At 57.0% G+C, this 19673-nt stretch carries 31 protein-coding genes and 1 tRNA gene; 18 read left to right on the top strand and 14 right to left on the bottom strand.

The features are described from left to right. Positions 1-183: 183 nt before the first annotated feature. The 7 genes from BM118_RS31540 to BM118_RS40840 all read left to right on the top strand — a co-directional run bounded on the left by BM118_RS31540 (position 184) and on the right by BM118_RS40840 (position 3336). Positions 184-408, top strand: a complete 225-nt coding sequence (locus tag BM118_RS31540) for a hypothetical protein (protein WP_244550280.1) — start codon at positions 184-186, stop codon at positions 406-408. A 275-nt stretch (positions 409-683) separates the two neighbouring features. Next, positions 684-866, top strand: a complete 183-nt coding sequence (locus BM118_RS31545; protein ID WP_092190603.1) for a hypothetical protein — start codon at positions 684-686, stop codon at positions 864-866. After that, positions 867-1898, top strand: a complete 1032-nt coding sequence (locus BM118_RS41845; protein WP_092190605.1) for a hypothetical protein — start codon at positions 867-869, stop codon at positions 1896-1898. Positions 1899-1904: 6 nt separating this feature from the next. Then, the gene (locus tag BM118_RS31555) at positions 1905-2108 is read left to right on the top strand and encodes a hypothetical protein (protein ID WP_092190607.1); all 204 of its coding nucleotides are present in this window, start codon (positions 1905-1907) and stop codon (positions 2106-2108) included. Then, a complete protein-coding gene (locus BM118_RS31560) occupies positions 2095-2541 on the top strand; it encodes a DUF5681 domain-containing protein (RefSeq protein ID WP_092190609.1) in 447 nt (148 codons plus the stop codon). Before BM118_RS31555 ends, BM118_RS31560 begins: the two co-directional genes overlap by 14 nt. 235 nt (positions 2542-2776) lie before the next feature. Next, positions 2777-3148 (top strand): hypothetical protein, encoded by a 372-nt coding sequence (locus BM118_RS31565; RefSeq protein WP_143099547.1) that lies wholly within the window; start codon positions 2777-2779, stop codon positions 3146-3148. Beyond that, on the top strand, positions 3145-3336 hold the full coding sequence (locus BM118_RS40840) for a hypothetical protein (protein WP_143099548.1): 192 nt from the start codon (positions 3145-3147) through the stop codon (positions 3334-3336). The genes BM118_RS31565 and BM118_RS40840 overlap by 4 nt, the downstream gene beginning before the upstream one ends. A gap of 6 nt (positions 3337-3342) precedes the next feature. Here the strand turns inward: BM118_RS40840 and BM118_RS31570 are convergent, their stop codons facing one another. Then, the gene (locus tag BM118_RS31570) at positions 3343-3525 is read right to left on the bottom strand and encodes a hypothetical protein (RefSeq protein ID WP_092190613.1); all 183 of its coding nucleotides are present in this window, start codon (positions 3523-3525) and stop codon (positions 3343-3345) included. A gap of 88 nt (positions 3526-3613) precedes the next feature. On the opposite strand from BM118_RS31570, the gene BM118_RS31575 reads away from it, so the two are divergent. Then, positions 3614-4180: a hypothetical protein gene (locus BM118_RS31575; RefSeq protein WP_092190614.1), complete on the top strand. Its 567-nt coding sequence runs from the start codon at positions 3614-3616 to the stop codon at positions 4178-4180. Positions 4181-4275: 95 nt separating this feature from the next. After that, a complete protein-coding gene (locus tag BM118_RS31580) occupies positions 4276-5169 on the top strand; it encodes a DUF4238 domain-containing protein (protein ID WP_092190616.1) in 894 nt (297 codons plus the stop codon). A gap of 85 nt (positions 5170-5254) precedes the next feature. On the opposite strand, the gene BM118_RS31585 is transcribed toward BM118_RS31580, so the two are convergent. Further along, positions 5255-5914 (bottom strand): hypothetical protein, encoded by a 660-nt coding sequence (locus tag BM118_RS31585; RefSeq protein WP_092190618.1) that lies wholly within the window; start codon positions 5912-5914, stop codon positions 5255-5257. A gap of 394 nt (positions 5915-6308) precedes the next feature. Between BM118_RS31585 and BM118_RS31590 the strand changes: the two genes are divergently transcribed. Next, complete coding sequence (locus BM118_RS31590) at positions 6309-6872, top strand: hypothetical protein (RefSeq protein ID WP_092190620.1); 564 nt, start codon at positions 6309-6311, stop codon at positions 6870-6872. A 129-nt stretch (positions 6873-7001) separates the two neighbouring features. Next, complete coding sequence (locus BM118_RS40845) at positions 7002-7703, top strand: hypothetical protein (protein ID WP_143099549.1); 702 nt, start codon at positions 7002-7004, stop codon at positions 7701-7703. Between the two features lie 234 nt (positions 7704-7937). Here BM118_RS40845 and BM118_RS31595 read toward each other — a convergent pair whose 3' ends face one another. Beyond that, positions 7938-8183, bottom strand: coding sequence for a helix-turn-helix domain-containing protein (locus BM118_RS31595; protein WP_092190622.1), 246 nt, complete (start codon positions 8181-8183; stop codon positions 7938-7940). Positions 8184-8261: 78 nt separating this feature from the next. Here BM118_RS31595 and BM118_RS31600 point away from each other — a divergent pair, with 78 nt between their 5' ends. The 4 genes from BM118_RS31600 to BM118_RS31615 all read left to right on the top strand — a co-directional run bounded on the left by BM118_RS31600 (position 8262) and on the right by BM118_RS31615 (position 10269). Then, positions 8262-8615, top strand: coding sequence for a hypothetical protein (locus BM118_RS31600; RefSeq protein ID WP_143099550.1), 354 nt, complete (start codon positions 8262-8264; stop codon positions 8613-8615). Positions 8616-8627: 12 nt separating this feature from the next. Then, the gene (locus BM118_RS31605) at positions 8628-9233 is read left to right on the top strand and encodes a hypothetical protein (RefSeq protein WP_092190625.1); all 606 of its coding nucleotides are present in this window, start codon (positions 8628-8630) and stop codon (positions 9231-9233) included. Positions 9234-9477: 244 nt separating this feature from the next. After that, positions 9478-9945 carry a hypothetical protein gene (locus BM118_RS31610; RefSeq protein ID WP_092190627.1) on the top strand — a complete coding sequence of 156 codons (468 nt, stop codon included), beginning with the start codon at positions 9478-9480 and terminating at the stop codon, positions 9943-9945. Between the two features lie 15 nt (positions 9946-9960). Then, a complete protein-coding gene (locus BM118_RS31615; RefSeq protein ID WP_092190629.1) occupies positions 9961-10269 on the top strand; it encodes a hypothetical protein in 309 nt (102 codons plus the stop codon). A 316-nt stretch (positions 10270-10585) separates the two neighbouring features. On the opposite strand, the gene BM118_RS31620 is transcribed toward BM118_RS31615, so the two are convergent. The 3 genes from BM118_RS31620 to BM118_RS42610 form a co-directional block, all read right to left on the bottom strand. Continuing rightward, on the bottom strand, positions 10586-10798 hold the full coding sequence (locus BM118_RS31620) for a hypothetical protein (protein WP_092190631.1): 213 nt from the start codon (positions 10796-10798) through the stop codon (positions 10586-10588). Between the two features lie 394 nt (positions 10799-11192). Then, positions 11193-11387, bottom strand: coding sequence for a hypothetical protein (locus BM118_RS31625; protein WP_092190632.1), 195 nt, complete (start codon positions 11385-11387; stop codon positions 11193-11195). Positions 11388-11711: 324 nt separating this feature from the next. Then, positions 11712-11837, bottom strand: coding sequence for a hypothetical protein (locus tag BM118_RS42610; protein ID WP_283806385.1), 126 nt, complete (start codon positions 11835-11837; stop codon positions 11712-11714). A 193-nt stretch (positions 11838-12030) separates the two neighbouring features. Here BM118_RS42610 and BM118_RS31635 point away from each other — a divergent pair, with 193 nt between their 5' ends. Then, positions 12031-12234 carry a cold-shock protein gene (locus BM118_RS31635; protein WP_092190636.1) on the top strand — a complete coding sequence of 68 codons (204 nt, stop codon included), beginning with the start codon at positions 12031-12033 and terminating at the stop codon, positions 12232-12234. A gap of 510 nt (positions 12235-12744) precedes the next feature. Here the strand turns inward: BM118_RS31635 and BM118_RS40850 are convergent. The 5 genes from BM118_RS40850 to BM118_RS31665 form a co-directional block, all read right to left on the bottom strand. After that, positions 12745-13554, bottom strand: coding sequence for a hypothetical protein (locus BM118_RS40850; protein WP_143099551.1), 810 nt, complete (start codon positions 13552-13554; stop codon positions 12745-12747). A 99-nt stretch (positions 13555-13653) separates the two neighbouring features. Continuing rightward, the gene (locus tag BM118_RS31650; protein WP_143099552.1) at positions 13654-14157 is read right to left on the bottom strand and encodes a hypothetical protein; all 504 of its coding nucleotides are present in this window, start codon (positions 14155-14157) and stop codon (positions 13654-13656) included. Positions 14158-14259: 102 nt separating this feature from the next. Then, positions 14260-14736 (bottom strand): hypothetical protein, encoded by a 477-nt coding sequence (locus BM118_RS31655; RefSeq protein ID WP_092190642.1) that lies wholly within the window; start codon positions 14734-14736, stop codon positions 14260-14262. 41 nt (positions 14737-14777) lie between these two features. Further along, positions 14778-15452, bottom strand: coding sequence for a hypothetical protein (locus tag BM118_RS31660; protein WP_092190644.1), 675 nt, complete (start codon positions 15450-15452; stop codon positions 14778-14780). 61 nt (positions 15453-15513) lie between these two features. Then, positions 15514-15939 carry a hypothetical protein gene (locus tag BM118_RS31665; RefSeq protein WP_092190646.1) on the bottom strand — a complete coding sequence of 142 codons (426 nt, stop codon included), beginning with the start codon at positions 15937-15939 and terminating at the stop codon, positions 15514-15516. 518 nt (positions 15940-16457) lie between these two features. Between BM118_RS31665 and BM118_RS31670 the strand changes: the two genes are divergently transcribed. Next, on the top strand, positions 16458-16739 hold the full coding sequence (locus BM118_RS31670; RefSeq protein ID WP_092190648.1) for a hypothetical protein: 282 nt from the start codon (positions 16458-16460) through the stop codon (positions 16737-16739). After that, entirely contained in the window at positions 16687-18111 is a 1425-nt protein-coding gene (locus BM118_RS31675) for a hypothetical protein (RefSeq protein ID WP_143099553.1), read from the top strand. The genes BM118_RS31670 and BM118_RS31675 overlap by 53 nt, the downstream gene beginning before the upstream one ends. Before the next feature lie 16 nt (positions 18112-18127). On the opposite strand, the gene BM118_RS31680 is transcribed toward BM118_RS31675, so the two are convergent. From BM118_RS31680 to BM118_RS31690, 3 genes are all read right to left on the bottom strand, one after another. Next, on the bottom strand, positions 18128-18406 hold the full coding sequence (locus BM118_RS31680; protein WP_349529557.1) for a DUF5334 family protein: 279 nt from the start codon (positions 18404-18406) through the stop codon (positions 18128-18130). Positions 18407-18487: 81 nt separating this feature from the next. Beyond that, positions 18488-18564 (bottom strand) — tRNA-Arg (locus BM118_RS31685). A gap of 58 nt (positions 18565-18622) precedes the next feature. Further along, a complete protein-coding gene (locus BM118_RS31690; protein ID WP_092190652.1) occupies positions 18623-19672 on the bottom strand; it encodes a sensor domain-containing diguanylate cyclase in 1050 nt (349 codons plus the stop codon). Position 19673: the final 1 nt, after the last annotated feature.

Raw genomic sequence — 19673 nt, forward strand, 5'->3', positions numbered from 1 at the left:
ATGCTTTGCCAGGCGGTCAGCCAATGGCGCTAACGGGGTACTCCCGGCAACTCTTTAGCCGGGCTTTTTTGTTAGATCAGGGGCTCGGCAGGGATCATTCGGGAAGCGTATCCTTAACTTTAGGAAGCGTTCTAAACTCGGGCCGCGAGTCCACGGGGGTACTTAATGCAGATTAGGCTTCCTATGACCGATCTCAAGGCAGCACAAAGCATCGACAATGTTGCGCTCAAGGACGAAGACGGGAGAGATGTAGGCCAATACTTCTTCGGAAAGGGCCATGGACGAACCGTCTTTCTGATGGGGAAGTACAAGGGCACTTTCAAGACCCACGCGGAGTGCCAAGCGTTCGTTGATGGAGCACTTGCGGTGATCAATCGTCTTTCTGATGACTCCGCACCTCTATTGTAGGCCAGTGTGCGTTCGCGCCGACGCACAAGCTCGACTTTCGGCCCGCTACAGCGAACGTAGCCGACACCTAGCGATGATTGATCCAATTTCAGCTAGTGGCCCTTCGCGGACGTGCCGGCAGTCGCCGAGGTACGTCAGCTTTCCTAGTTAGCGGACCAATCGCGCTGCAAGATCCGCAACCTCCACCAAACTCGCAACACCCGCAGCGTTGGTATGGCAGGGCCTCACCCATCTCGCCTACTGACAATCCCATGCAGATTGCATGAGGAAAAGAGATGGACGTTTCCTTTAAGTTCGAGCAGTTGGTGCAGTTTCGTGCGCCAATCGGCTTGTCTGAAGCGATCGACGCCGCTGCCCGACGCAAGTGTCAATCGAAATCCGAATACCTTCGCCAGTCGGTAATCGTGCGACTGGAGGCGGACGGCATCGATCCGCGGCAATTCGCTGGAGCCGCCTAAATGGCGCGCTTCATTAAAGCAATCTCAACAGCACTGCTGGGCTTCTCGATTTTCACGGGTTCTACTTTTGCCGCCGGTACTATCCCCGGCATCAGCATGACGCAGCAGCTTGACGAATTTGCCAAGCCTCTCAGTGGCGGGAAGCTCTTCCTCATTCAGGCTGGCACCCCTTCGGCACCGCAGAACTGCTACCAAGATAGCGGACTGACCCTTCCGTGGCCGAATCCGATCACGTTGGATGCCGCCGGTCGCATACCGCAGCTCTTTTGCGCTGACGGCTCGATCAAAATCCGCCTCACCGATAAGAACGGCAATCAGAAGCTCGTTCAGGACAATCTACTGATCGTCGGTCCTTCGGGCGGCGGGGGCGGCGGTGGAACGGTCGACCCGACGACAATCTTCCAGACCGGCGCGTTCATGCAGTTTTACGGCACAGGTATATTGTCCGGCTGGGTTCGCTGCAACGGCAGAAGCATTGGCAATGCCACTTCTGGTGCTACAGAGCGGGCCAATTCCGACACCCAAGCGCTGTTTGCTTTTCTTTGGGGCGCTGATAGCAATCTAGCAGTCTCCGGCGGTCGGGGCCCCTCTGCGGCGGCCGACTTTTCCGCTAACAAGACGTTGGCTCTCCCAGATTGCCGAGGCCGCGTTGTCGCCAGTCTCGACGACATGGGCAACAGCGCAGCGGGACGGCTTACGTCATCTTATTTCGGTGCGTTGGGCACGACATTGGGCGCTACGGGCGGCAGCGAAAATGTGACGCTGATTGCGGCTCAATTGCCCTCTCTGAGCATTACAGGCTCGACCAGCGGGACTATGAGCGTCAGTGGCACTGGTTCGAATGGCTTCACTGGAGGCAACGTCGGCTCCGGTGTCGGTGGAGGCGGCGCTTTTGGTGGCAACACGACCGTTAGCGTGTCTGGCACTGCCTCCGGCACGCTGAGTGTCTCGGGCTCTGTTTCCGGGACGGGCGGCCAGGCACACAGAACTGTGCAGCCGACCATCCTCGCCACAACCTACATCAAAATGTGAGGCCACATGATCACCTTGACCATTACGTCGGGCAACGATGAGCACTTCGCCGTGCGCTTCCAAACCAAGGCGGGAAACAATGCTGACGGTTCGGTGATCTGGGCCGACAGTGAGGTAACCCATGAAGTTGGACAGTCTCAGCGCTACGGACTGGATGAGAACTTCCGCTTGATCGTTGAAGCTGCGCCGGCTCCCGATGCCCGAAGCTGATAAAACAGTTGAAAAACAGCGTGGGCGCCCGTTTCAGAAAGGGCAATCCGGAAACCCCAGTGGGCGCCCTAAGGGAGCTCGTAATGCCACAACGTTGGCGCTGGAAGTTCTCTTGGACGGGCAGGCCACCGCCTTGACACAAAAGGCGATCGACCTCGCCTTAGGCGGCGATATGACCGCACTGCGCCTCTGCCTGGATCGCATCCTGCCCCCTCGGAAGGATAGGCCGGTGACGTTCACCCTGCCCGAGATCAAGAGCGCCCAAGATGCCGCGGCCGTCGTATCCGCTGTTCTCGCTGCGGTCGCGTCGGGCGAACTCACCCCTTCCGACGCTGCAGAAATCGGCAAACTGATCGACAGCTATGTGAAGGCATTCGAGACGGCCGAACTTTCCGAGCGGTTGGAGAGGCTTGAAAGAATGACTAGCCAATGATGGGGCGAAATCTGAAATCTCGCGTGGCCAGATTGGAAGAGAGGCGGAGCGCAAAGGACAGGCCCCCATATGTCTATCATGTAAGTAAACCGCCCAAGCCAGACGAGCTGGCTGCGATTGAAGGAGCCAAGTCCGCCGGGCACTCCTTCATAGTCGCCCCCTGGCCATGTGCAACGGTTGAGGAGTGGCTGATGGTCCATGGTCGTCCTGCGGTGCTGCAATGATGGGACGCGGCTTGGAATCGCGCATCGTGAAGCTCGAGGTGCGCACGGCTAGACCTCACGAAATGCTGGTGGTGTGGCGTCGACCTGAGGCGGATGTTGCCGGGGCGCTGAGAGGCGCGACTTTTGCTCCTGGCGATAAGGTGGTCTGCGCCGAGTGGTTCGAGGATGGCCCCCTGCCGGGGCCGCGCTGGTACGGTGAACGGCTCAATCAAGCCATGCCGGCGGCGGAATATGAACAACTGTACCGCTCGATAGATAGCATTGCCGGACGCCCGGCGGGCAGAACGGCAAGCTTTCAACCCGTCCCAAGCCTCACCGGAGAGCGCATGAGGCAGATGAGCGATGCAGAGTTGATCCACGCGGTGCTTGGGGTGCAGACATGATGACAAGCCTCGCCCGTCGTCTGGAATTGCTGGAATCCCGCCAAGGCCGAACCGCGAGGCGGATGCATTTCATCACCGCTATCGACCAGGCCGACGCGGACCGGCAAATAGCTGGTCTTGTCGCAACGGGCGCGGTTCTCGATCGTGACGGGTTTCTTTGCCTCACCGGCAAGCCATCAGGAAGCTGAAATCCGTCAGAAGAATGAAATTATCTCGATTCCAGCGGTACGCGCCTCGTGGATAAACTCCTTGGCATCGGTAGTGGGTACGGCGAATTCGGGGCCTTCAAGGTATTCCTCACCTTTCGGAGTGTTCGCGCGAAAGATGACTTGGTCGCCCTCTACGGTGTAGTCGATATCGCCTTTTAGCTCTGCCATTTCTCTTCCCCAAGCATCCTACACAGGCATCTTGCCTCCCCCCGAGGCTGTGAGACAATAAGTTTCTACTACTTGGATTCGCGCAAACATGCCTGATCAACCGCAAGAGCCGCCCTTCGAGCAGGTCAAATGGGCTCATGAGCAGCAAATTGAGGAGCGGAAGTGGACCCATGAGCTGAAGCGGGATGACGCTAAACGAGCTCACGACGCCAATCAGGATTTCAGGACTGAGATAAACAAAGAGACCGTTTCGGCGTCGAACCTCACGCTCCGCACGCTCGTGCTCATAAACGGCGGTGCAGCGATTGGGGTGCTCACTTTTCTTGGCGGGGTAGCGTCAAAAACTTCCGTTGACTTCGCCCGGGTCGGCGATGTCGCTTCAACGATCAAGTGGTTTGCGTTCGGTGTCGCCTTGGCAGTTGCTGGGATGGCGCTTGCCTATCTGACGCACTATGCCAACGGTGAGAACGCTGGCTCAATGAAGCGCACCTGGGAGCATCCATACCTTATAGACACCCCGAAATCGAGAATCTGGCGCCGCGTGAATCTCATTTTTCACTCCGCTGCAATCTTGGCTGCAATCACTTCTTTGGTCCTGTTTCTTATTGGAATGTTCAGCACGAGTGATGCAGTAACTCATATGTTTCTAAGGTAAATGGATAAACCAACAGGGCCGGCTTTGGCGTCTGAAAGCGCAGGCGGGCCCAAGTCCAACTTCGTCGTTAATGGGAACGGCGGCAACATAGCAATATGGGACTGCCAAGAGACCATCATTTCATTCCTGTCTTCTACCTTCGGCAGTGGCACGACGAGGTGGGGCAGCTCTATGAACATAAGAAGGTTTACGGTGATCGAATAGTTCAAAAGCCGGTCAGCGCCATAGCGACTGGGTTTCAACGTGATCTTTATGCCTTTCCTGAGTTGGGGTCCGAGGGCTTCGATCAGCACTTAGAGAGCAAATTCTTTCAGATCGTCGACGATGAAGGGGCTAAGGCGCTTCATCGATTTCTGATGCGAGATCCCTCACCTTGGACCGCCGAGGCTCGAAGCGGATGGTCTCGTTTCATTCTTAGCTTGAGGGTTCGGCACCCGGACGCCATGGAAGAGCTTCGGCGCGCAATCCCGCGGCTATGGGGTCGGAGCTATGCTCCGTCACAGGCCGAATACGAGAAGCTGCGCAAGCCCGGTGATCCAGAGAAATTTGAAGCGTTTTTGGCGCGCCGCGATCCAAACATTGTGCATAAGATCACAGTCAACATGATCATGCGGGCCATTGAGGTCGTTGAGGTCGGCACGCATATCAATGGCATGAAGTGGAAGGTTTTCGACCTACCAAAAGCAAGGCACGAGTTTCTTACATCAGATCGCCCAGCTCACTATTGGAGAATCAAGGATCGTGACGGCTTCATTTCTCTTCCTATCGGCCCAAGAAAGCTCTTCATAGCTGCGAATAGCAATCATGTATTCCAGGGGCTGATGTCGACCGATCAGACGAGGGTCGTCGCGGAGGTAAACAAGAAGGTCGTTAGCCAGGCGAGGCGCTTCGCGTACACTAGATCCAGGTCGGAAAACCAGCCGTTGATCGAACGCTTTTTCGGGGCTGCGCAAGAGCCGCGCCCACTATTTCCTTTTGAGGATGTGTAGCGCAAGCCGACGGCAATGAGTGCCAGTGCCAGGGAGAGATGGACGGTCGGCGCCATATTCACTCGGGTTGCCGCCTCCTCGAAGATTAGATGATCCCTTTTCGCTGCAAATCATCGAATATCGCAGCGACAGAGCTGGACGCATTTGCTCCATCTCCTACAAAAAGGAGCCCTCCAGCATTTACTTGACCGTTTCCGACCCAAAGGTTTCGACCGCTAGAAACTTCGACCAGCCGAGCGGTGAAGTTCGTCTGACGTCGATACCTGTACGTTGGCGTGGAGGTGGCCGTCACTGTTCCCGAGGTCGTGCCGCTCATGGATACCGTAGAGAACGAACCGGCTGTGTTGATCGTGCCGCTCGTCGAAGATGAACCGAGGTATTGCCCAGAAAGAATGGTCCCTGCGTATTCTCGCTGCACTCCGGTGTCGCCAACATTTATGAACAGCACCGCGTCGATTCCTGTCTCAGCCAAGCCCTTCCTAACCTCGGCGTCGGTGTACTTGCGAGTTGGTGGAAAGATATTCAGAGCGTCCTCGGCATCTACCTGATGCTTGCGCGCTTCCTCTTGAATGTTGGACTGAATATTCGCGGTGAGAGGCCCCTGAGCAGCAACATACGCGATGACCCGCTTGACAGGCTTCGCTGGCAGGTCGCGGTCAGCGTATCCCTGCATGGAGGTTGTGACGCAGGCAGACAGGCTAATGGCAACACAAAACAGAATAAGGAACCGTACGATCCTGAGCATGCCCATTCCCCAGCCTTGGGCCCACTGAAACGGAGATAAGCTACTACAAATTCTAGTTGCAGAACAATGGCGACCAATTGATTATAGATCAGTGCGGTTGACAGCAGTCGAACCCTCTACCGTCTTGATTTTAATCAAACGAAATCAAGTCTGGAGAGCCGCCGGCCAGGGACGTCGATGCCAAGCGACAATGGTGATGACGACGAGGACGAAAAGCCTCCCAAGTTGAGGGTCGTTAGCGACAACCCCCACGCTCGTGCCGACCGGCAGATTGAATGGGCCAAGGACGAGGCGCAGCGCACACTATCCCAGTTTGCCGCAGCTTTGCTCCGGGCGATGGCGGGCGGGCAACGATACCGAAGCAACCTATCTAATCCGCCGGCTTTCCGCGCTCGTGGAGGCGATCAGCAAGTTCGAGAAACAGTCAGATCGGGGGTTGTCGGTCACAGAATTGCAGGAAGCGCTGCTCCTGCCACAAGCCGAAATGGATTATTCGTCCGACGACGAGTGGCGCCATCGCCGTTGGCTCCGCGAGGGCGGTTTCGATGATATTGTGAAAGGGGCGCTACGTCTGGCAGCCCATAAGGTTCTCGGCGAAGAGCCAGCCTTTGGCGGCATGCATTCTGAGAGAGTGATCGAGCGAGGAATTAAGAGCATCGAGGAATCGAAGCGGCCCCGATCGCCCGCCAAGCCACCAACTCGCCAACTGAAGAAGGGATTGGCGGCCAGTTGGGACGATGTGGTGGATCTCGGGCCACCGAAGGCCTCCCAACGCAGATTGGGCGAGCGGCTTGCGGCAGCGATCGAGGCTTCTCACCGCAGCGCGGCTACGCGGAGTACTGGATTTAGGCAGGCCGACCTGAAAGAGCTTCGGAAGGCGATCAAAGCGAAGGATGACAAGCGAATAGCCGAACTCACTGCGAAAATTGGTAAACGATCACCCGAGGATACCAAATAGCATCTACCAATTTGTAGCGCTCGGGGGGAGGGGCGCTCGCGAGTCCTGGCGGCTGATCGCAATTGGGGCAAAACAGGACGCATGTCATTAAGCGGTGACCAAATAGTCCCGATTTGAGAGGTCGATCACATGAGTTGGGTCAAGGATTACCAAACCATAATTGGGGCTCTTGTTGCCCTTTTGGCTGCAGCCCTGGCATTCTATGGCGCCCACAGAAGCGCAAAAATGAGCTACCGCTCGGCACAAGATGCCGCAAAGACGAATGTAGACTGGCAACAAAAGCAAGCGGCGCTTGCCCTGAGTAGTAGGCGGGTGGCATTCGTTAACTGGCTGTATCTTCGTACGGTCGATGCCCGACGTAGAGCTGAGGAAGCCTTACTCGCGGTAATCGATTTAGAGAAATCATACGAAATCTCCAACAAGCTGGGCGAGCAATCGCTAACGCGCTACGCGCCTTTCATCAGTCATTGCCGAAGCGTGTCTAGCATTGCCTCTATACTGGAAAAAAGCGATCTATCGAAGCTTGACTTAGAAACAGTCGCTGGAGTCGAACAGGGCGATCAAGAGCATTTCTTTTCGGTTACGAGCACTCTTAATTTGATAGATCTGGATCTAGAAAAAATACGACGAGCGGCGAGTCTGCTCTCGAACGAGTCAGAACTTGCCGAGAGCCGTAAAGCCGAAGCGATTGACTTCGCGCTGAAGCATTCCAAGCCCTCCGCCTTATTTTGGTTTGACTCGCTAAAAAAGCAGGAGGAAGCAATTTCAAAGCGATATTTGGAACTTCGGCCTCCAAAAGGTGGAGCGGGCGGCCCTCTATCGGAAACGTAGTGCGCTTGAACGAGTGAGGGAATGCGAGCCCCAAAATTCGAATTATTTCGATTTTCGAGATGATTTTTCGACCTATGAAAATAGGGGTATCGAGCATTTCCCGCTCAAAAATATTCGCTCTTTATGGGGTGTGTAAGTTCGTCCGATTTATCCAGCCCCAGGAAATGGCCTTTTAGGGCTCGCAAGTCGGAAGGCTGGGGCCCCAAAAGGGGTGGGGTACTTCTGAACTAAAAATCAGCGCTTCCGCTTCTTCATCCTCACGCCCGCGCCTCCCCCATTCTCGGGGATGAACTCGACGCCAGCCTTCTCCAGCGCACCGCGGACCGCGTCCCGAACATCTTCCGACACAGCAGAGCCATCGTCGCTCTCCCGCTCTAGACGCTTGATGGTCGGTAGCGAGCGCCCGGCAGCCTCTGCAAGGTCGGTCTGAGACCAACCCAACAAGCCGCGAGCCGCTCTGATTTGCTCGATTGAAATCATCCAAATTCCTGCTTGACACTTTTTGGATCATGGCTATGATCCATTTTGTATCAAGACAAAAGCCCAAAGGCAATACAGATGAGCAAAAGCACCCTCCCGGTGAGCGGCGGAGCTATGTCCGCACCTTTCCTCACCAATCAGCAGACCGGGCAGTTCAACCGCAACTCAGCCATGGTCCGCCGTGAGGCTTCCGTCAACACCAAGTCGCGCTCATCGGCCAACGCGCTCCGCTCCAAGCTCATGACCGAGGCCCATGCCCGAGCGAAGAAAGATTACGCTTTCGAGCTGACGCTGCGCGGCACCGCCCACCACGTCAACCGGTCGTACAGCTATTACCTCGCCCTCCAGATGCGCAGCGGCTTCGCTGCGGCTCGCGTCGCTCGCACTGGCATGGCGCCGGCTTTCGATCTGCCCACTCAGCGTTGGGCATAAGGAAATCGGACCATGCTCGCACCCTCCAACCAAAGCACCCTCATCAAGGTCCCCGCGCGCCACCTTTTGCGCGGTGATGTGACCGGCTCGGGGGAAGTCGTGCTCAGCGTCAGCGCTGGCGCCAAGACGCCTCGCGGCATGGTCGATGTTCTCTTGCAGAAAGGCGACCGCAAGCGCGCGGCCATCTGGAATGCGCGGACAATCATCGGCGTCCGACGCGGCGGCACAGCGCCCGGAGAAGTCGCAGTCCCCGAGGCAGAAATCCCCCTCTCGGATCGCTTGCCCACGTTTCACGAGCTCGCCGCGTTTGATGCGGGCAAGGCTTGGGATCGGCTTTCGCCCGAGCAGCAGCGCGAAATTGGTGTGCTGGCTCTCAGGTTTGGCACGATTGGCCAATGCGAGGGCTATTTTCACGAAACCCTGGACGGCGTCCGCAAGGGTTTTTCGTCGAGCCATTGGACGCCCCAGGTACAGGCCACAGCGGTGTGGCCGCGCCTGCAAATCGATCTGGTCGAGAGCGCGGCCCGCGCGGCATTTGAAACGCTGTGCGAACACTTCGATCCCCTTTGGCCCCAACTGTTCGGTTGGCAAGCCCGAAAGGAGGTGAAGCAACCATAAACTTTCCTGCATGGCGCAACCGGCTGAGCAGGGCGGACCACGCTCGGTCAATCATCACCACTCAAATTCGAGAAAGAACATGAACGCGGTAGCGAATGGCGCCACGGGCGCCCGGCAATTTTCGACATCTTCCCCCCATCGGGAAAGCGGGCACAACGCATGTCAGCCCGGACCAGCGCGGCGAGAACTAACCGCTGGCTCAAACATTGCTGAGCCCGGGGCACAGATCACTAGGAGGTCAGTCATGAATATGGTCGTCGGCGCCACCGCACTTTCCGTCTCAACATCGTTGGCGACGGAGGTGGATCCAATCTTTGCCGCACTGGATGCGCATAAACGTGCTGTTGCGGCCTATAACGCCCTCGTCCACCAGGAAGACAGCATCGAGAAGGCCATTCCGCCAGAGAAGCGTAGAACGCGGTCCGCGGAGGAGATCATCGAAAAAGATGATCCCCGCTGGATAAGCTACCATCGAAATCTTGACCGCTTGGCCGATGCTGAGATTGAGGCCGAATGCCAGCTTGCATCGGTCGTACCGACGAGCCTTAACGGGGTGATTGCACTGCTGGAGTACTCCGTGGAGATCGAAAAGGGGATCGGTTTCCGGCAGAGTTATTTCGACCTCGAGGACGAGAAGCAGAAGATCGGCCGAAGCTGGTACTACTTCGCCAACCGTAACCTGATCGAATCACTGAGAGAGCTCGCAGCATAGGAGCGGAGAGAAGCCATGAACATGATGCTGAAGAGCGCGGATTTGGCCAGCTCAACGCCGATAGCCGAGAATCGGCGCCAGCCGATCAGCCCACTTGATCTCGAGAGCGACCTCTCAGAACTTGTGCAAATGGCACGTATTGCGTCCCTAACGGTGTTCGAAGTTGTTGGGGATACAGAATTTACGCGCAGCGGCAGCGATGGCCAAGTGTTCGAGGTAGTAAGCCACGATCTGACGCCAGATGGCGTTGCGAGGGCCCTGTTCGCTGTTGGGCACGTCGAGGACATGATCCGAGCTTTCCAAAAGAAGCTCAATCTCGACTGATGAGAGCCCGCATCGGGAGCATAGAGAGCCCGCCGGTTCACGCTGGCGGGCCTAGCACTCCCGGCGCTCTAATCCGCAATTGGATCGGCAGCCGGGAGCATCGGGGGCTGGAAGAGCGAGCGGTGCCATGTTCGGCCGTTAATTACAACGGGTGAAACAGCGGACTCCGGTAGTTGTCCGGACTCCATTTTCGGAACGAGGCGTTCTACTGAAGGAACACCGGCGAGATTTAAGTATCAGCTAATTGCAAGTTGCCCGGGATATGGCCGCAGTGGGGCTGGAACCACGCTGCGGCTTTTCCCATTGGGCTTAGTTCCTAGCCGTCGCGGCACGGAATGCCGAAGTTGTCGCAGGTGAGAGCGAAGGCTTCTTTCGCTTTCGCATCTTCAAAGCAGAAGCGCGTGCCGACATCGGCGCGATCGATCCACCAATCAATTTTACTGTCCCTTGCAATGCGGGAGGCTTCTCCTCGCAGCAGATCCAACTTTCTTCCAGCAACGTGGACGATCAGGCAATTTTCCGTGGTCATGAATGGCGTCCTTATAATTGAAGCAACGACTCAATTTGATTCCGACAAAATGAAAATCGTGTGGCGCCTCCCCATCTCGCGGCATCGTGGGCGCCTATTTACCCTTCGCCTTTAGCCCGATGCCGACGCGAGCCCGGCTCGCAAACGTCCGCTCCCCTCGGAACTCCTGTTCGCCGTGCCCACTTCAGGGCTGTGGTCAGTATTGGTCCGGGCTTGCCGAACCGCGAGCAGTGCTTGACAACTGCGTTAGGTTGAAGCGGACCCGTGTCACCAAGAACGCGGCTTGCCCAGAAAAAGGGGGGATGGAAATGGTGGAGGCGTTGCAGATCAATTTCGCGCTGTGGGGCATGATCGTTTGTGCCGTAATCAAGATTAGCCAGCTAGCAGCGGCCGTTTAGCCCAAGAGCCAACCGGCGACTTTTAGTGCAGCGCGCAGGATGGTGTAGAGCCAACCAGCCGTGGCGATGACGACCGCTAATGCATAGACAGCTAGGAAGGCGCGGTCGCGAAACGTCGTCTTATCGACTACGTTCAGTTCTTCCGTGGTCACGTCAGCCTCCAGGCTTGCTTGGCCGATTGTATCAGACATGTCTCACCTCCGAGTGTGAAGTAGGACACGCAATTGTTGCGCCGGTCTGACAGCAACACGGCAAGCATCGGGCGATCACGCTGGTGGGTCTACTCTTGGGTGCGATAGCCCTGGACGGCGAGCAACTCTCTGATCCACGCCACCTTCTCTTTGGCGCTGCTCGGTCCCTCTATGGCCTTCCGGATGTCCTCGACCAAGCCCTCTAATCTCAGTCGATGCGCGCGGTCAGCTTCGCGGCGGCTGGCATCTGCAATCTCATCGAGAGCAACCATGCGGCGAGTATTGCCGATTTTTCCCGCTGCGTCAAAGCGCCGTTGGCAGACCCTAATCCTGATCGGCCAGCCGCGTAAAAAACTCTCGTTTCTTCGGGTCGGTCGCCAGGTCACGGATGAGGGCGCACTCGGCGGCATCTGTGCGGAGCTTTTCCAACTGAGCCTGCATGTCTTTCATTGCAGGTACCGTTCCCGCCAATGGAACTTATAGCCAATGTTCAAAAGCGAACAGAGCCGATTGCCGAATCTTTCTAGGCTCGGGATGCTTGGCGATCCCATTACCGCCAAGTCGCCTCCAACGGTCCCGGCATGTAGGGGTGTCGGGACCGTTTTTAGCGGATGCTCAGCATGGTCTCAAAGGGAGAAGTTAAGTGGCTATGGGGACGGTAAAGTGGTTCAACTCGACGAAGGGATACGGGTTCATTCAACCGGATTCGGGCGGCAAAGACGTCTTTGTTCATATCTCGGCAGTTGAGAAGGCTGGTTACACCTCGCTCATAGAGGGAGCTAAGGTTAGCTTCGACGTTGTTACAAATCGCGGCAAAGAGTCGGCGGAGAATTTACGAATCGGGTGAAGCACCCAGCATTCGATCCAGCGGGTTCACAGTGTTTTCATCGGCCAAGTCCAAGAACGCCGCGGTATGAAAGAGGCCATGCCGCGCAGCACAAATCGCAATCTATCGAGGTGGGGTGATCCTGCGGACGTCAAAGAAGGACTGGTGGGCGGCCGCCGAATTGTCGTTGCCGCCACGGCGGGCCCTCGGCTCGGTGGCAAGAAGGGTTTTGTTCTGGGGCCGGGCGCGACAGCAAACCAGGTTAGGGTTCTTTTGGACGGCTCGAAGGGCCCGATCACCTTACATATCCGCTATGTAGACCTGCTGAAAGGTCCACCCGCATAGACAAAAGGCGTGCCCGAAAGGGGATCGATTTCTTGACAGGCGCCAGAAGGCGCTCAAAACCATCGCCGTGGCCCGTGGTGCAGCTGCATCGGTCTTGAAGCCGATTTGACTGCCGAGAAGAGCAAGGCCCGCCGGTTCACTCTGGCGGGCCATGCCACAGCATGCGGGCCTGCGAATATCCGGCGCCTAACTGGCCTCCTCACTGTTCCACTCCAGATCGCATACCACGCGAGCCTCGACTGATGTCTCGGCGCTAAAGTGCTTTGCGTTCTCGGACAGGAGTTTTCTGGCAGCCTCCTCAGCCTCCTTCTTAGAATTGCATTTCTCATGCGCGATGCTGCTGGATTCACCTGACCGTTTGCTCGCATCCCAGCGGATAATCTCGACGGAGGCATACCAAGTGCCTTTTCCCGTGCGATGTCTCGCCAGGATCTCGCCGCGGCGATCGGCGGCCTCGGCTACTCCCAACCACAGCTGATTTGAATCATCCTTGGCGAGCCTGCGAGCTTCGAACGCCAAGCCTTTCAGCGATTGCTCACTTAACAATTCCAGCTTTCCCTCGACGGTGAAAAGCTTCGTCCGAATTTCATCGATTGCCGCTTTCGCCTCATAGGTCAAAGGAGGCGGTTTTGCAGCGACTCCCTTCGCAACCCTCAAAGGAGTCTTCGAAGCATCCTGTCGACCAAAGACATTGCTGCAGATAAGATCAAGGTCGCGTTGACTTGGGGTCCAGCGATTCTCTCTCTGCCATCTTTCGCGATTTAGCTTTGGCGTTAGATCGACAACCTTTGATGCTTTTGTGCGTTTAGACCTCTCCAGCGCATCGTGCGTATCCATCGCTTCTACAACGCCGCGCCACAGAGACTCCTGGATTTTGCCAGCACTGTCGAAATCCAGATAGGTCCCTTCAATATTGACTATCCGAGCGGGCTTACCGTTTTCGACCTCGATGATTGCGTTAACAACCTTCTGCTTCGTGCCAGCAAACTGAGGCATGGCGTCACGGCCCTGACAGAGGCCTTCCATAACCCGATGCGAAATACGTTGGAGTCCGTCAGACGCGAACAAGTAAAATCGAACTGATACAGGCACTGCCTATCTCTTCTTGGGGTTATGAATGCGGCGGCTCTTCTCTCGAGCTTCGTCCAATTTCCGGAGATGTTCATAGAAGTCGCTTTCGGCGACACTGTGCTGTGTCAACTGATCAACGAGCTCAGCTGCCACCATGCGCAATCCCGATCTGACGAGGCCAGCGATAGCTTCCTGGCGATCGAAGGTGCCATCAGCCTCCCAACGTTGCCTCTCGGCTTCGCTGATTTCCTTGATCCAAGGTCTGTATTCAAGCTTTGCCTCGTGACCATCAAGTATCTGATGGATCACCTTCGATGCTGGAAGGGCACCGTCATGGGCATCATGGTAGTCCCTAATGGACGCCGACAACTTTTCCAGCTGCGGTAAAAGCTCCAACGGCTTGCCTGAGCCGCTGGTCATTCGGAGGAAGTTCGCCGCAAATCTGCGAAGGTCACGGCTCAACTGGTCATGAACCCGTTGTTTCCTGATTTCCGCTTCGGACTGCTCGCTTACGACACGCAACACCATTGCCCGGCCCCCCCACAGCCTGCGCATGATTCCCCATCGCGGGCGCCGGAGCAACAGCAATGGGCGGCACCTTCTGAAGCCGCGAACGGTCGGTGGCGTATTTCACTTCTTCGCCCCTGACTTAGGAATTTCAATTGTCCGGTATGCCCCCGCCACCCTTGCCGATACGACCAGGGGGTGCTCTCCTCCAGCTTTTGCTATGGATTGCTGCGTCGTAGATGCATCCACGGCCGAAATCGTAAGTGCCTTACGAGCACTCAGCAGCTCACGATCGGCAAAGGTGACCCGAGCGAACTTGCTCAGGCCGGCATCTCTCATCCTCTTTCCCGCGGAAGCGGTGATCATGGCGAGAGCGAGATTGCGATTGTCTCCGACGATATTGAGATCTGAAAGACAGAGCAGGGAGCATTGCTGCCCATCAGCAGTTATCGCGCAACTCGCCTTGGTGAACCCGACGAGTGTCGCAAAATCGCTCGACACCTGCGATGCCACTCGCTTCCCGACAATTTCGTCGCAGTCGCCGAAAGCCGGCACTATCGAAAGAATGGTAGCTGCCACTGCAAAGCCGGTTCCCTTCATCTGTCCTGGTTCCCGTTAGATGGGCACTTCCGCCCCAGCAGTTACTCATGCTTCCATTTGGGATCGTGCACACCGAGCGAGTATACAACCTCCTGCTCGAGCAGGAAGAATACGCCTAGCCGTTGATATGACATCCGCTTGCTGGCGCCCGTGATTTTTGCAGCGTCAGGCTCTCCGAACTTCTTAACCACCTCAGCCTCGCTCGAACCATCAAGAATGCCTTCGATCGGAGGGCAGCGACTACGTTTGTCGGAGGAGTAACATTCGACAGCAACCACGCGGGATCTTGTTGCGGGATCGAACGCTACGTCGATCCTGCTGCCATTTTCTCCCCACGTCCAATCCTGGAAGTCTCTTACGGTTTTCCCCTTCTCGATCTTCTTTATCTCAATAACTTGTTGCCAGCCTGACCAATCGGGATCTCTGCTCATCTCGCCCATGACAGAGCTCGGCATTCCTTTGATGTAGATCACCTCATCAGGTGTGATGCCGATTTTGATGCGCGAATATTCGGTCTGCGGAGAGACGGGCCAAGAAATAAACTGCAGCGAGTAGATGCCGGCGCCAGCGAGAATGACAAAGGCGGCTAGGCTGCCCAAGGCTATCGAGGCTCGCTTGACGAATAGGCGCCAGCGCCAGCGGTCTTTCGTGGCCGCGTAGAGTCCAATGAGAGAAAGAAAAATCCCTGTTAGAAATATTGCGGTACCGACAGACATAGATCGATCCCCCCACAATCTATAGAGGTACAAGAAAAAGTTCTCGCTGTGGAGACCCCGGCTAACGGTCCTCGGTGGGATGAACCCATTTATAGGGTGTGATCTGCCTTGTCTCGGTTAGCTTGATCATGCTGGCAGGCGGTGCGTAGCGTGTGGTGCGGCACGCGCGGCACTTGAGGGAAGCTTCCAGCTTCCAGAGCGGCGTGTCCTTAGGCCGGCGGATGGCGTCGAGCGGCAGGCTCGCGCGGGTCTTGCGGCGGGCGCACTCGACCTCCAGCCAACCAAACCCGCCGTTGAGGCACTGTCCGATGGTCGGGGAGGGCTGGGCAGGGCCGCCGTATCCTTCCATGCGGACAGACCAGGCTTCAGCCTCCGCGCGGTCGGCTTCGCGAACCGCGCTTTCGGCATCTACGCGAGCCTGGTTGGCGCGCATTGCGGCGCCCATGATCTGACCGCCCCAGATTACTTCTCGCGACTTGGTGCTCATGACGGAGGATTCCTCCGGTAATGGCCCTTCGCAAGCCGCTAGGGCTTGGGCAGCCCCAAGGAGACTCCGCAATCTGTTCGTCAAGAACTACTTTGGGTCAGCTGATGAAGATGATTGGCAGGAGAGGAGCACCGGTACGGGCCCGATGCGGAGCCGAGCCAGTGGCCACTACGAAAGGTTAAGACCAGTTAAGATCCTGCTCGCAGAGCCGAGAACTGGGCAATTCCGGCGATGGTGCCAAAAATATTTTCTGCCACCAGGACGCTTAGAAATGGCCGCTGAGAGGCCTCGCGTCAGGATGTGCGTGGTCGAGTCACTCCCGTTTTAACGAACATGGGAGTCCGGGAACTGGCCTGGGAGGGCAAATATCGTGCTTGCGTCGGTGACGTGCTCGGTTGCTCAATCGGCCCGGCTGCTGCAGCGCGGCCATTTGACAGGAGCCCACGACTGGCACATTTTGATTCGTAGCTCGTTGTTCCGGTTGAATTTTCGGCACGTCAACCTCGGGAACGCTTCCCATGCTGGTTCTTAATTATCTCGGTTTGGCCGTTGGCCTTTCTTTGGCAGCGATGCTGCTCTCCGTTGCTTACAAGCTGTTTCGCCTGGATCGCTTTGAAGCGAAGAAGGGCTCCTCGCGCGTTAGGGGCGTGTCCGATGCCGTCATGGGTCGAGCTCGGACCCGTGACGATTGGCTGCCCGATGGTCGCATCAAGGGCGGCATGATTTATAATCGTAGAGAAAATCGACTTGAAGTCTGCGGAAGACTCTCCGACGAAGCCTTCGATCGCATCTTCCGCTGAAGGCTCTTCATCTAGCTTCGTTCATCGTCCATACGCCGGCTGGATTCCGACGGTCAATGGACGATTGTCGTTCCGGCACGTCGGAGATACGCGCCGTCCGACGGAGTCGATTTTCGCCAACATCGATACCGGCGAGGAGAGGATTATTGTCGCGTACCAGAGAAGGCCACTCAGCGACATTCTGTTTCCTCGTCTCATACATTGGGCGCGGGACATCAGTGGGGACTTCTGGTTTACGCTGACAGCGAAGTCGAACAATAGTCCGCTGTTGGCTGACCAGATCAGTGGCAAGATCCACGTTTTCAAGTGCCGAGAAGATTGGCGTGCTCGTGCTGATAAACAGCTACGCAAGCTTATTGGTGACCTCTGGCAACTTCGTTTTGAAAGCCAGATTGATGTTCCGGCTCAAGCGAACTTGGCATTTGATCGTGCCAGGCAGGTCGTGGAGGAGGGCGCCGATATTGAGATCGAGTTTGATCTCGAGCGGAATGGCGAGGTGTACTTCAGTCAACCAAGATTCAAAGAAGAGGCGTTGCAGCGAGCATCGGAGCAGTTCGCTGAGCATGATGGGCATAATATTCGGAAGTGGGTAGCAGATCAGTGCTATTTTTTCCTTCGCGATGCTGCGCACGCTCACCAGCATCATGAACCGTCTTCCGACACGATCCTTATCCTACAAGATCACAAAAGCGACGACGTTCAGTGGCGAAAGAACGTCATATATTCACTGCACTACGCAATCATACGGTTCAAGCGAGACCCCGACGCAAGATCCTCTCTAAGAGCAATGGGCATATTGGCCTACTGCAAGAGCTTTGCCGATTGCTGCAAAGCCAAACTCAAGGAGGACTATCGCGACTTCCCCGACTTCAATGAAGATGCCCTACTTCAAAGCCTTCAGGCAAAAGCCAATGAAATCGCGGTAGCCGAACAGATCGTCGCCAATCGCCAGAATGCTTCTATCAGCAAGGCGGTCGCATCAAGGACCGTCGTCTTGGCATTTGTTGCTATCGTGGTGGCGACTATTGCTATTCTGATTCAACCGCGCATTTCGAATGATGACAAAGAGAACTTTCCGCTGCTCTATCAGGTGAGCACCTTTGCAGCAGAAAATTTCTTCAACTTCATAGGAGCATCGGCACTAATCATCGTGCTCACTTGGTTCACAACGGCGTTCAACATGGCCATGGATAATCGCCGTCTCGGGCGCTCTCTCCTGGAGGCGACCTACGTCCGAAAAAGGAGTGCTATCGCTCTGCTCTCCTTGAGTGGCGTGCTCGTAATTGGGGGGACGATATGGCTCTTCAAGCCAGCAGTACTCAGTATGCTGGAACCTATCGCAGACTTTCTTAAGCTGTTCTCCGCCTCCTAACGAAAGCGGTCAGTTCTCACTCATCCTCCATTTCGAGCGTAGTGCTCTCGCCGGTCGAGGCGTCCGTCGCCTCGATCTCGACAGTTCTGCCGTACCGTCGGACGCTGTCGACATCATATTCCTTGTAGCCCTGATCGCTGTCGTACACTTCTATAGTCCGCCCGGATCGGACGAGCTGCCCTCGCTCGATCTCAACGCTTGTGCCGGTAGTCGTGTTGGTACCGTCCCATGCGAATGCCTGAGTGAGGGTGATGGACACGGTCAAAACCGTGAGCAACAGACTTCGGCATATCACGAAGGCAAATCTCCTGCTTACCCGGTGCTTACCTGAGGGATCGGCTCCGGGACGAAAAATTCAGTAACTATTTGATTTTGCTGGCGCACCCGACACGATTCGAACGTGTGACCTTTGCCTTCGGAGGGCAACGCTCTATCCAGCTGAGCTACGGGTGCAGTGGGGCCTCATTTAGCCGATTGGCGAGGGGCGGGCAACCGCTTCCACCGTGTTCGGCTAGGCTGATTTGCGGGCAATGCGGCCAGGAACCGGGTTGCGGCCGAGGCCGGTGAATTCGGCGAGCAGCCGTTCGCCACAGATGACGCGGTTGCGGCCGAGCCGTTTTGCCGCATAAAGCGCCTGGTCGGCCAGGCCCAGCAGCCGGTCGGGGCTGTCGTCGGCCTCGCCGGGAATGTGGCTGGCGACGCCGACGCTGAGGGTGACGTGATCGCCGGCGCCCGTGGCGCCATGGGCGATCCGCAAGGCCATGACGGCGATGCGGATCTCGTCGGCGATGGCGCAGGCGGAATCGCAATCCATGTCCGGCAGGATCAGGGCGAACTCCTCGCCGCCATAGCGGCTGGCGAGGTCGAGCGGGCGCACGGCATGGCGGCTGACGACGGCGGCGACCGCGCGCAGGCATTCGTCGCCGCTCTGATGGCCGTGCCGGTCGTTGAACAGCTTGAAATGATCGACATCGACGAACAGCAGCGCCATCGGCTTCTGCGTCCGCTGGGCGCGGGCCCATTCCGTCATCAGCATCTGGTCGAAGGAGCGGCGGTTCGACAGGCCGGTCAGCCCGTCCTTGGCGGCGAGCTCCTTCAGCGCCGTCTCGGCGCGCTTCTGGTCGGTGAGGTCGCGCAGCGTCTCCACCACCGCGATCAGATGACCGGCCTCGTCGTGGATCGGACCGGCGTCGATGGCGAGATAGAGCTGGCTGCCGAGCTTCGGCATCACGCACCAGTTCTCCGCGCTGAAGCCGAGCCCGTTATGGCCGCGCGCCGCATATTCCGGATAATATTCCGGCAGCTGCTCGGGGCGGTCGAGCGCGACCAGGTCGGCGAGGCACGGGCGCTTCGTTTCATAGAAGGCCTGCCAGTGCTTATTGGTGCCGATCACCTCGGAGGCGGCGACGCCGGTCAGCCGCTCGCAGGCCCTGTTCCAGATCACCACGCGGCGCTTCGGGTCGATCACGAAGGTCGGCACCACCAGATGCTGCATCAGCCGCACGGCATAGGAATCCGCAACGTCGACGGATTTGTCCGAAGTTTTCCCTGCCTTCGGCATC

It is taken from the genome of Bradyrhizobium sp. cf659 (genome assembly GCF_900113725.1).
Classification (GTDB): Bacteria; Pseudomonadota; Alphaproteobacteria; order Rhizobiales; family Xanthobacteraceae; genus Bradyrhizobium.

Coding starts and splice junctions, on each gene's coding strand:
- BM118_RS31540 (WP_244550280.1), top strand. CDS start 184: ATGACCGATCTCAAGGCAGCACAAAGCATCGACAATGTTGCGCTCAAG.
- BM118_RS31545 (WP_092190603.1), top strand. CDS start 684: ATGGACGTTTCCTTTAAGTTCGAGCAGTTGGTGCAGTTTCGTGCGCCA.
- BM118_RS41845 (WP_092190605.1), top strand. CDS start 867: ATGGCGCGCTTCATTAAAGCAATCTCAACAGCACTGCTGGGCTTCTCG.
- BM118_RS31555 (WP_092190607.1), top strand. CDS start 1,905: ATGATCACCTTGACCATTACGTCGGGCAACGATGAGCACTTCGCCGTG.
- BM118_RS31560 (WP_092190609.1), top strand. CDS start 2,095: ATGCCCGAAGCTGATAAAACAGTTGAAAAACAGCGTGGGCGCCCGTTT.
- BM118_RS40840 (WP_143099548.1), top strand. CDS start 3,145: ATGATGACAAGCCTCGCCCGTCGTCTGGAATTGCTGGAATCCCGCCAA.
- BM118_RS31570 (WP_092190613.1), bottom strand. CDS start 3,525: ATGGCAGAGCTAAAAGGCGATATCGACTACACCGTAGAGGGCGACCAA.
- BM118_RS31575 (WP_092190614.1), top strand. CDS start 3,614: ATGCCTGATCAACCGCAAGAGCCGCCCTTCGAGCAGGTCAAATGGGCT.
- BM118_RS31580 (WP_092190616.1), top strand. CDS start 4,276: ATGGGACTGCCAAGAGACCATCATTTCATTCCTGTCTTCTACCTTCGG.
- BM118_RS31585 (WP_092190618.1), bottom strand. CDS start 5,914: ATGCTCAGGATCGTACGGTTCCTTATTCTGTTTTGTGTTGCCATTAGC.
- BM118_RS40845 (WP_143099549.1), top strand. CDS start 7,002: ATGAGTTGGGTCAAGGATTACCAAACCATAATTGGGGCTCTTGTTGCC.
- BM118_RS31595 (WP_092190622.1), bottom strand. CDS start 8,183: ATGATTTCAATCGAGCAAATCAGAGCGGCTCGCGGCTTGTTGGGTTGG.
- BM118_RS31600 (WP_143099550.1), top strand. CDS start 8,262: ATGAGCAAAAGCACCCTCCCGGTGAGCGGCGGAGCTATGTCCGCACCT.
- BM118_RS31605 (WP_092190625.1), top strand. CDS start 8,628: ATGCTCGCACCCTCCAACCAAAGCACCCTCATCAAGGTCCCCGCGCGC.
- BM118_RS31610 (WP_092190627.1), top strand. CDS start 9,478: ATGAATATGGTCGTCGGCGCCACCGCACTTTCCGTCTCAACATCGTTG.
- BM118_RS31615 (WP_092190629.1), top strand. CDS start 9,961: ATGAACATGATGCTGAAGAGCGCGGATTTGGCCAGCTCAACGCCGATA.
- BM118_RS31620 (WP_092190631.1), bottom strand. CDS start 10,798: ATGACCACGGAAAATTGCCTGATCGTCCACGTTGCTGGAAGAAAGTTG.
- BM118_RS31625 (WP_092190632.1), bottom strand. CDS start 11,387: ATGTCTGATACAATCGGCCAAGCAAGCCTGGAGGCTGACGTGACCACG.
- BM118_RS42610 (WP_283806385.1), bottom strand. CDS start 11,837: ATGAAAGACATGCAGGCTCAGTTGGAAAAGCTCCGCACAGATGCCGCC.
- BM118_RS40850 (WP_143099551.1), bottom strand. CDS start 13,554: ATGCCTCAGTTTGCTGGCACGAAGCAGAAGGTTGTTAACGCAATCATC.
- BM118_RS31650 (WP_143099552.1), bottom strand. CDS start 14,157: ATGGTGTTGCGTGTCGTAAGCGAGCAGTCCGAAGCGGAAATCAGGAAA.
- BM118_RS31655 (WP_092190642.1), bottom strand. CDS start 14,736: ATGAAGGGAACCGGCTTTGCAGTGGCAGCTACCATTCTTTCGATAGTG.
- BM118_RS31660 (WP_092190644.1), bottom strand. CDS start 15,452: ATGTCTGTCGGTACCGCAATATTTCTAACAGGGATTTTTCTTTCTCTC.
- BM118_RS31665 (WP_092190646.1), bottom strand. CDS start 15,939: ATGAGCACCAAGTCGCGAGAAGTAATCTGGGGCGGTCAGATCATGGGC.
- BM118_RS31670 (WP_092190648.1), top strand. CDS start 16,458: ATGCTGGTTCTTAATTATCTCGGTTTGGCCGTTGGCCTTTCTTTGGCA.
- BM118_RS31690 (WP_092190652.1), bottom strand. CDS start 19,672: ATGCCGAAGGCAGGGAAAACTTCGGACAAATCCGTCGACGTTGCGGAT.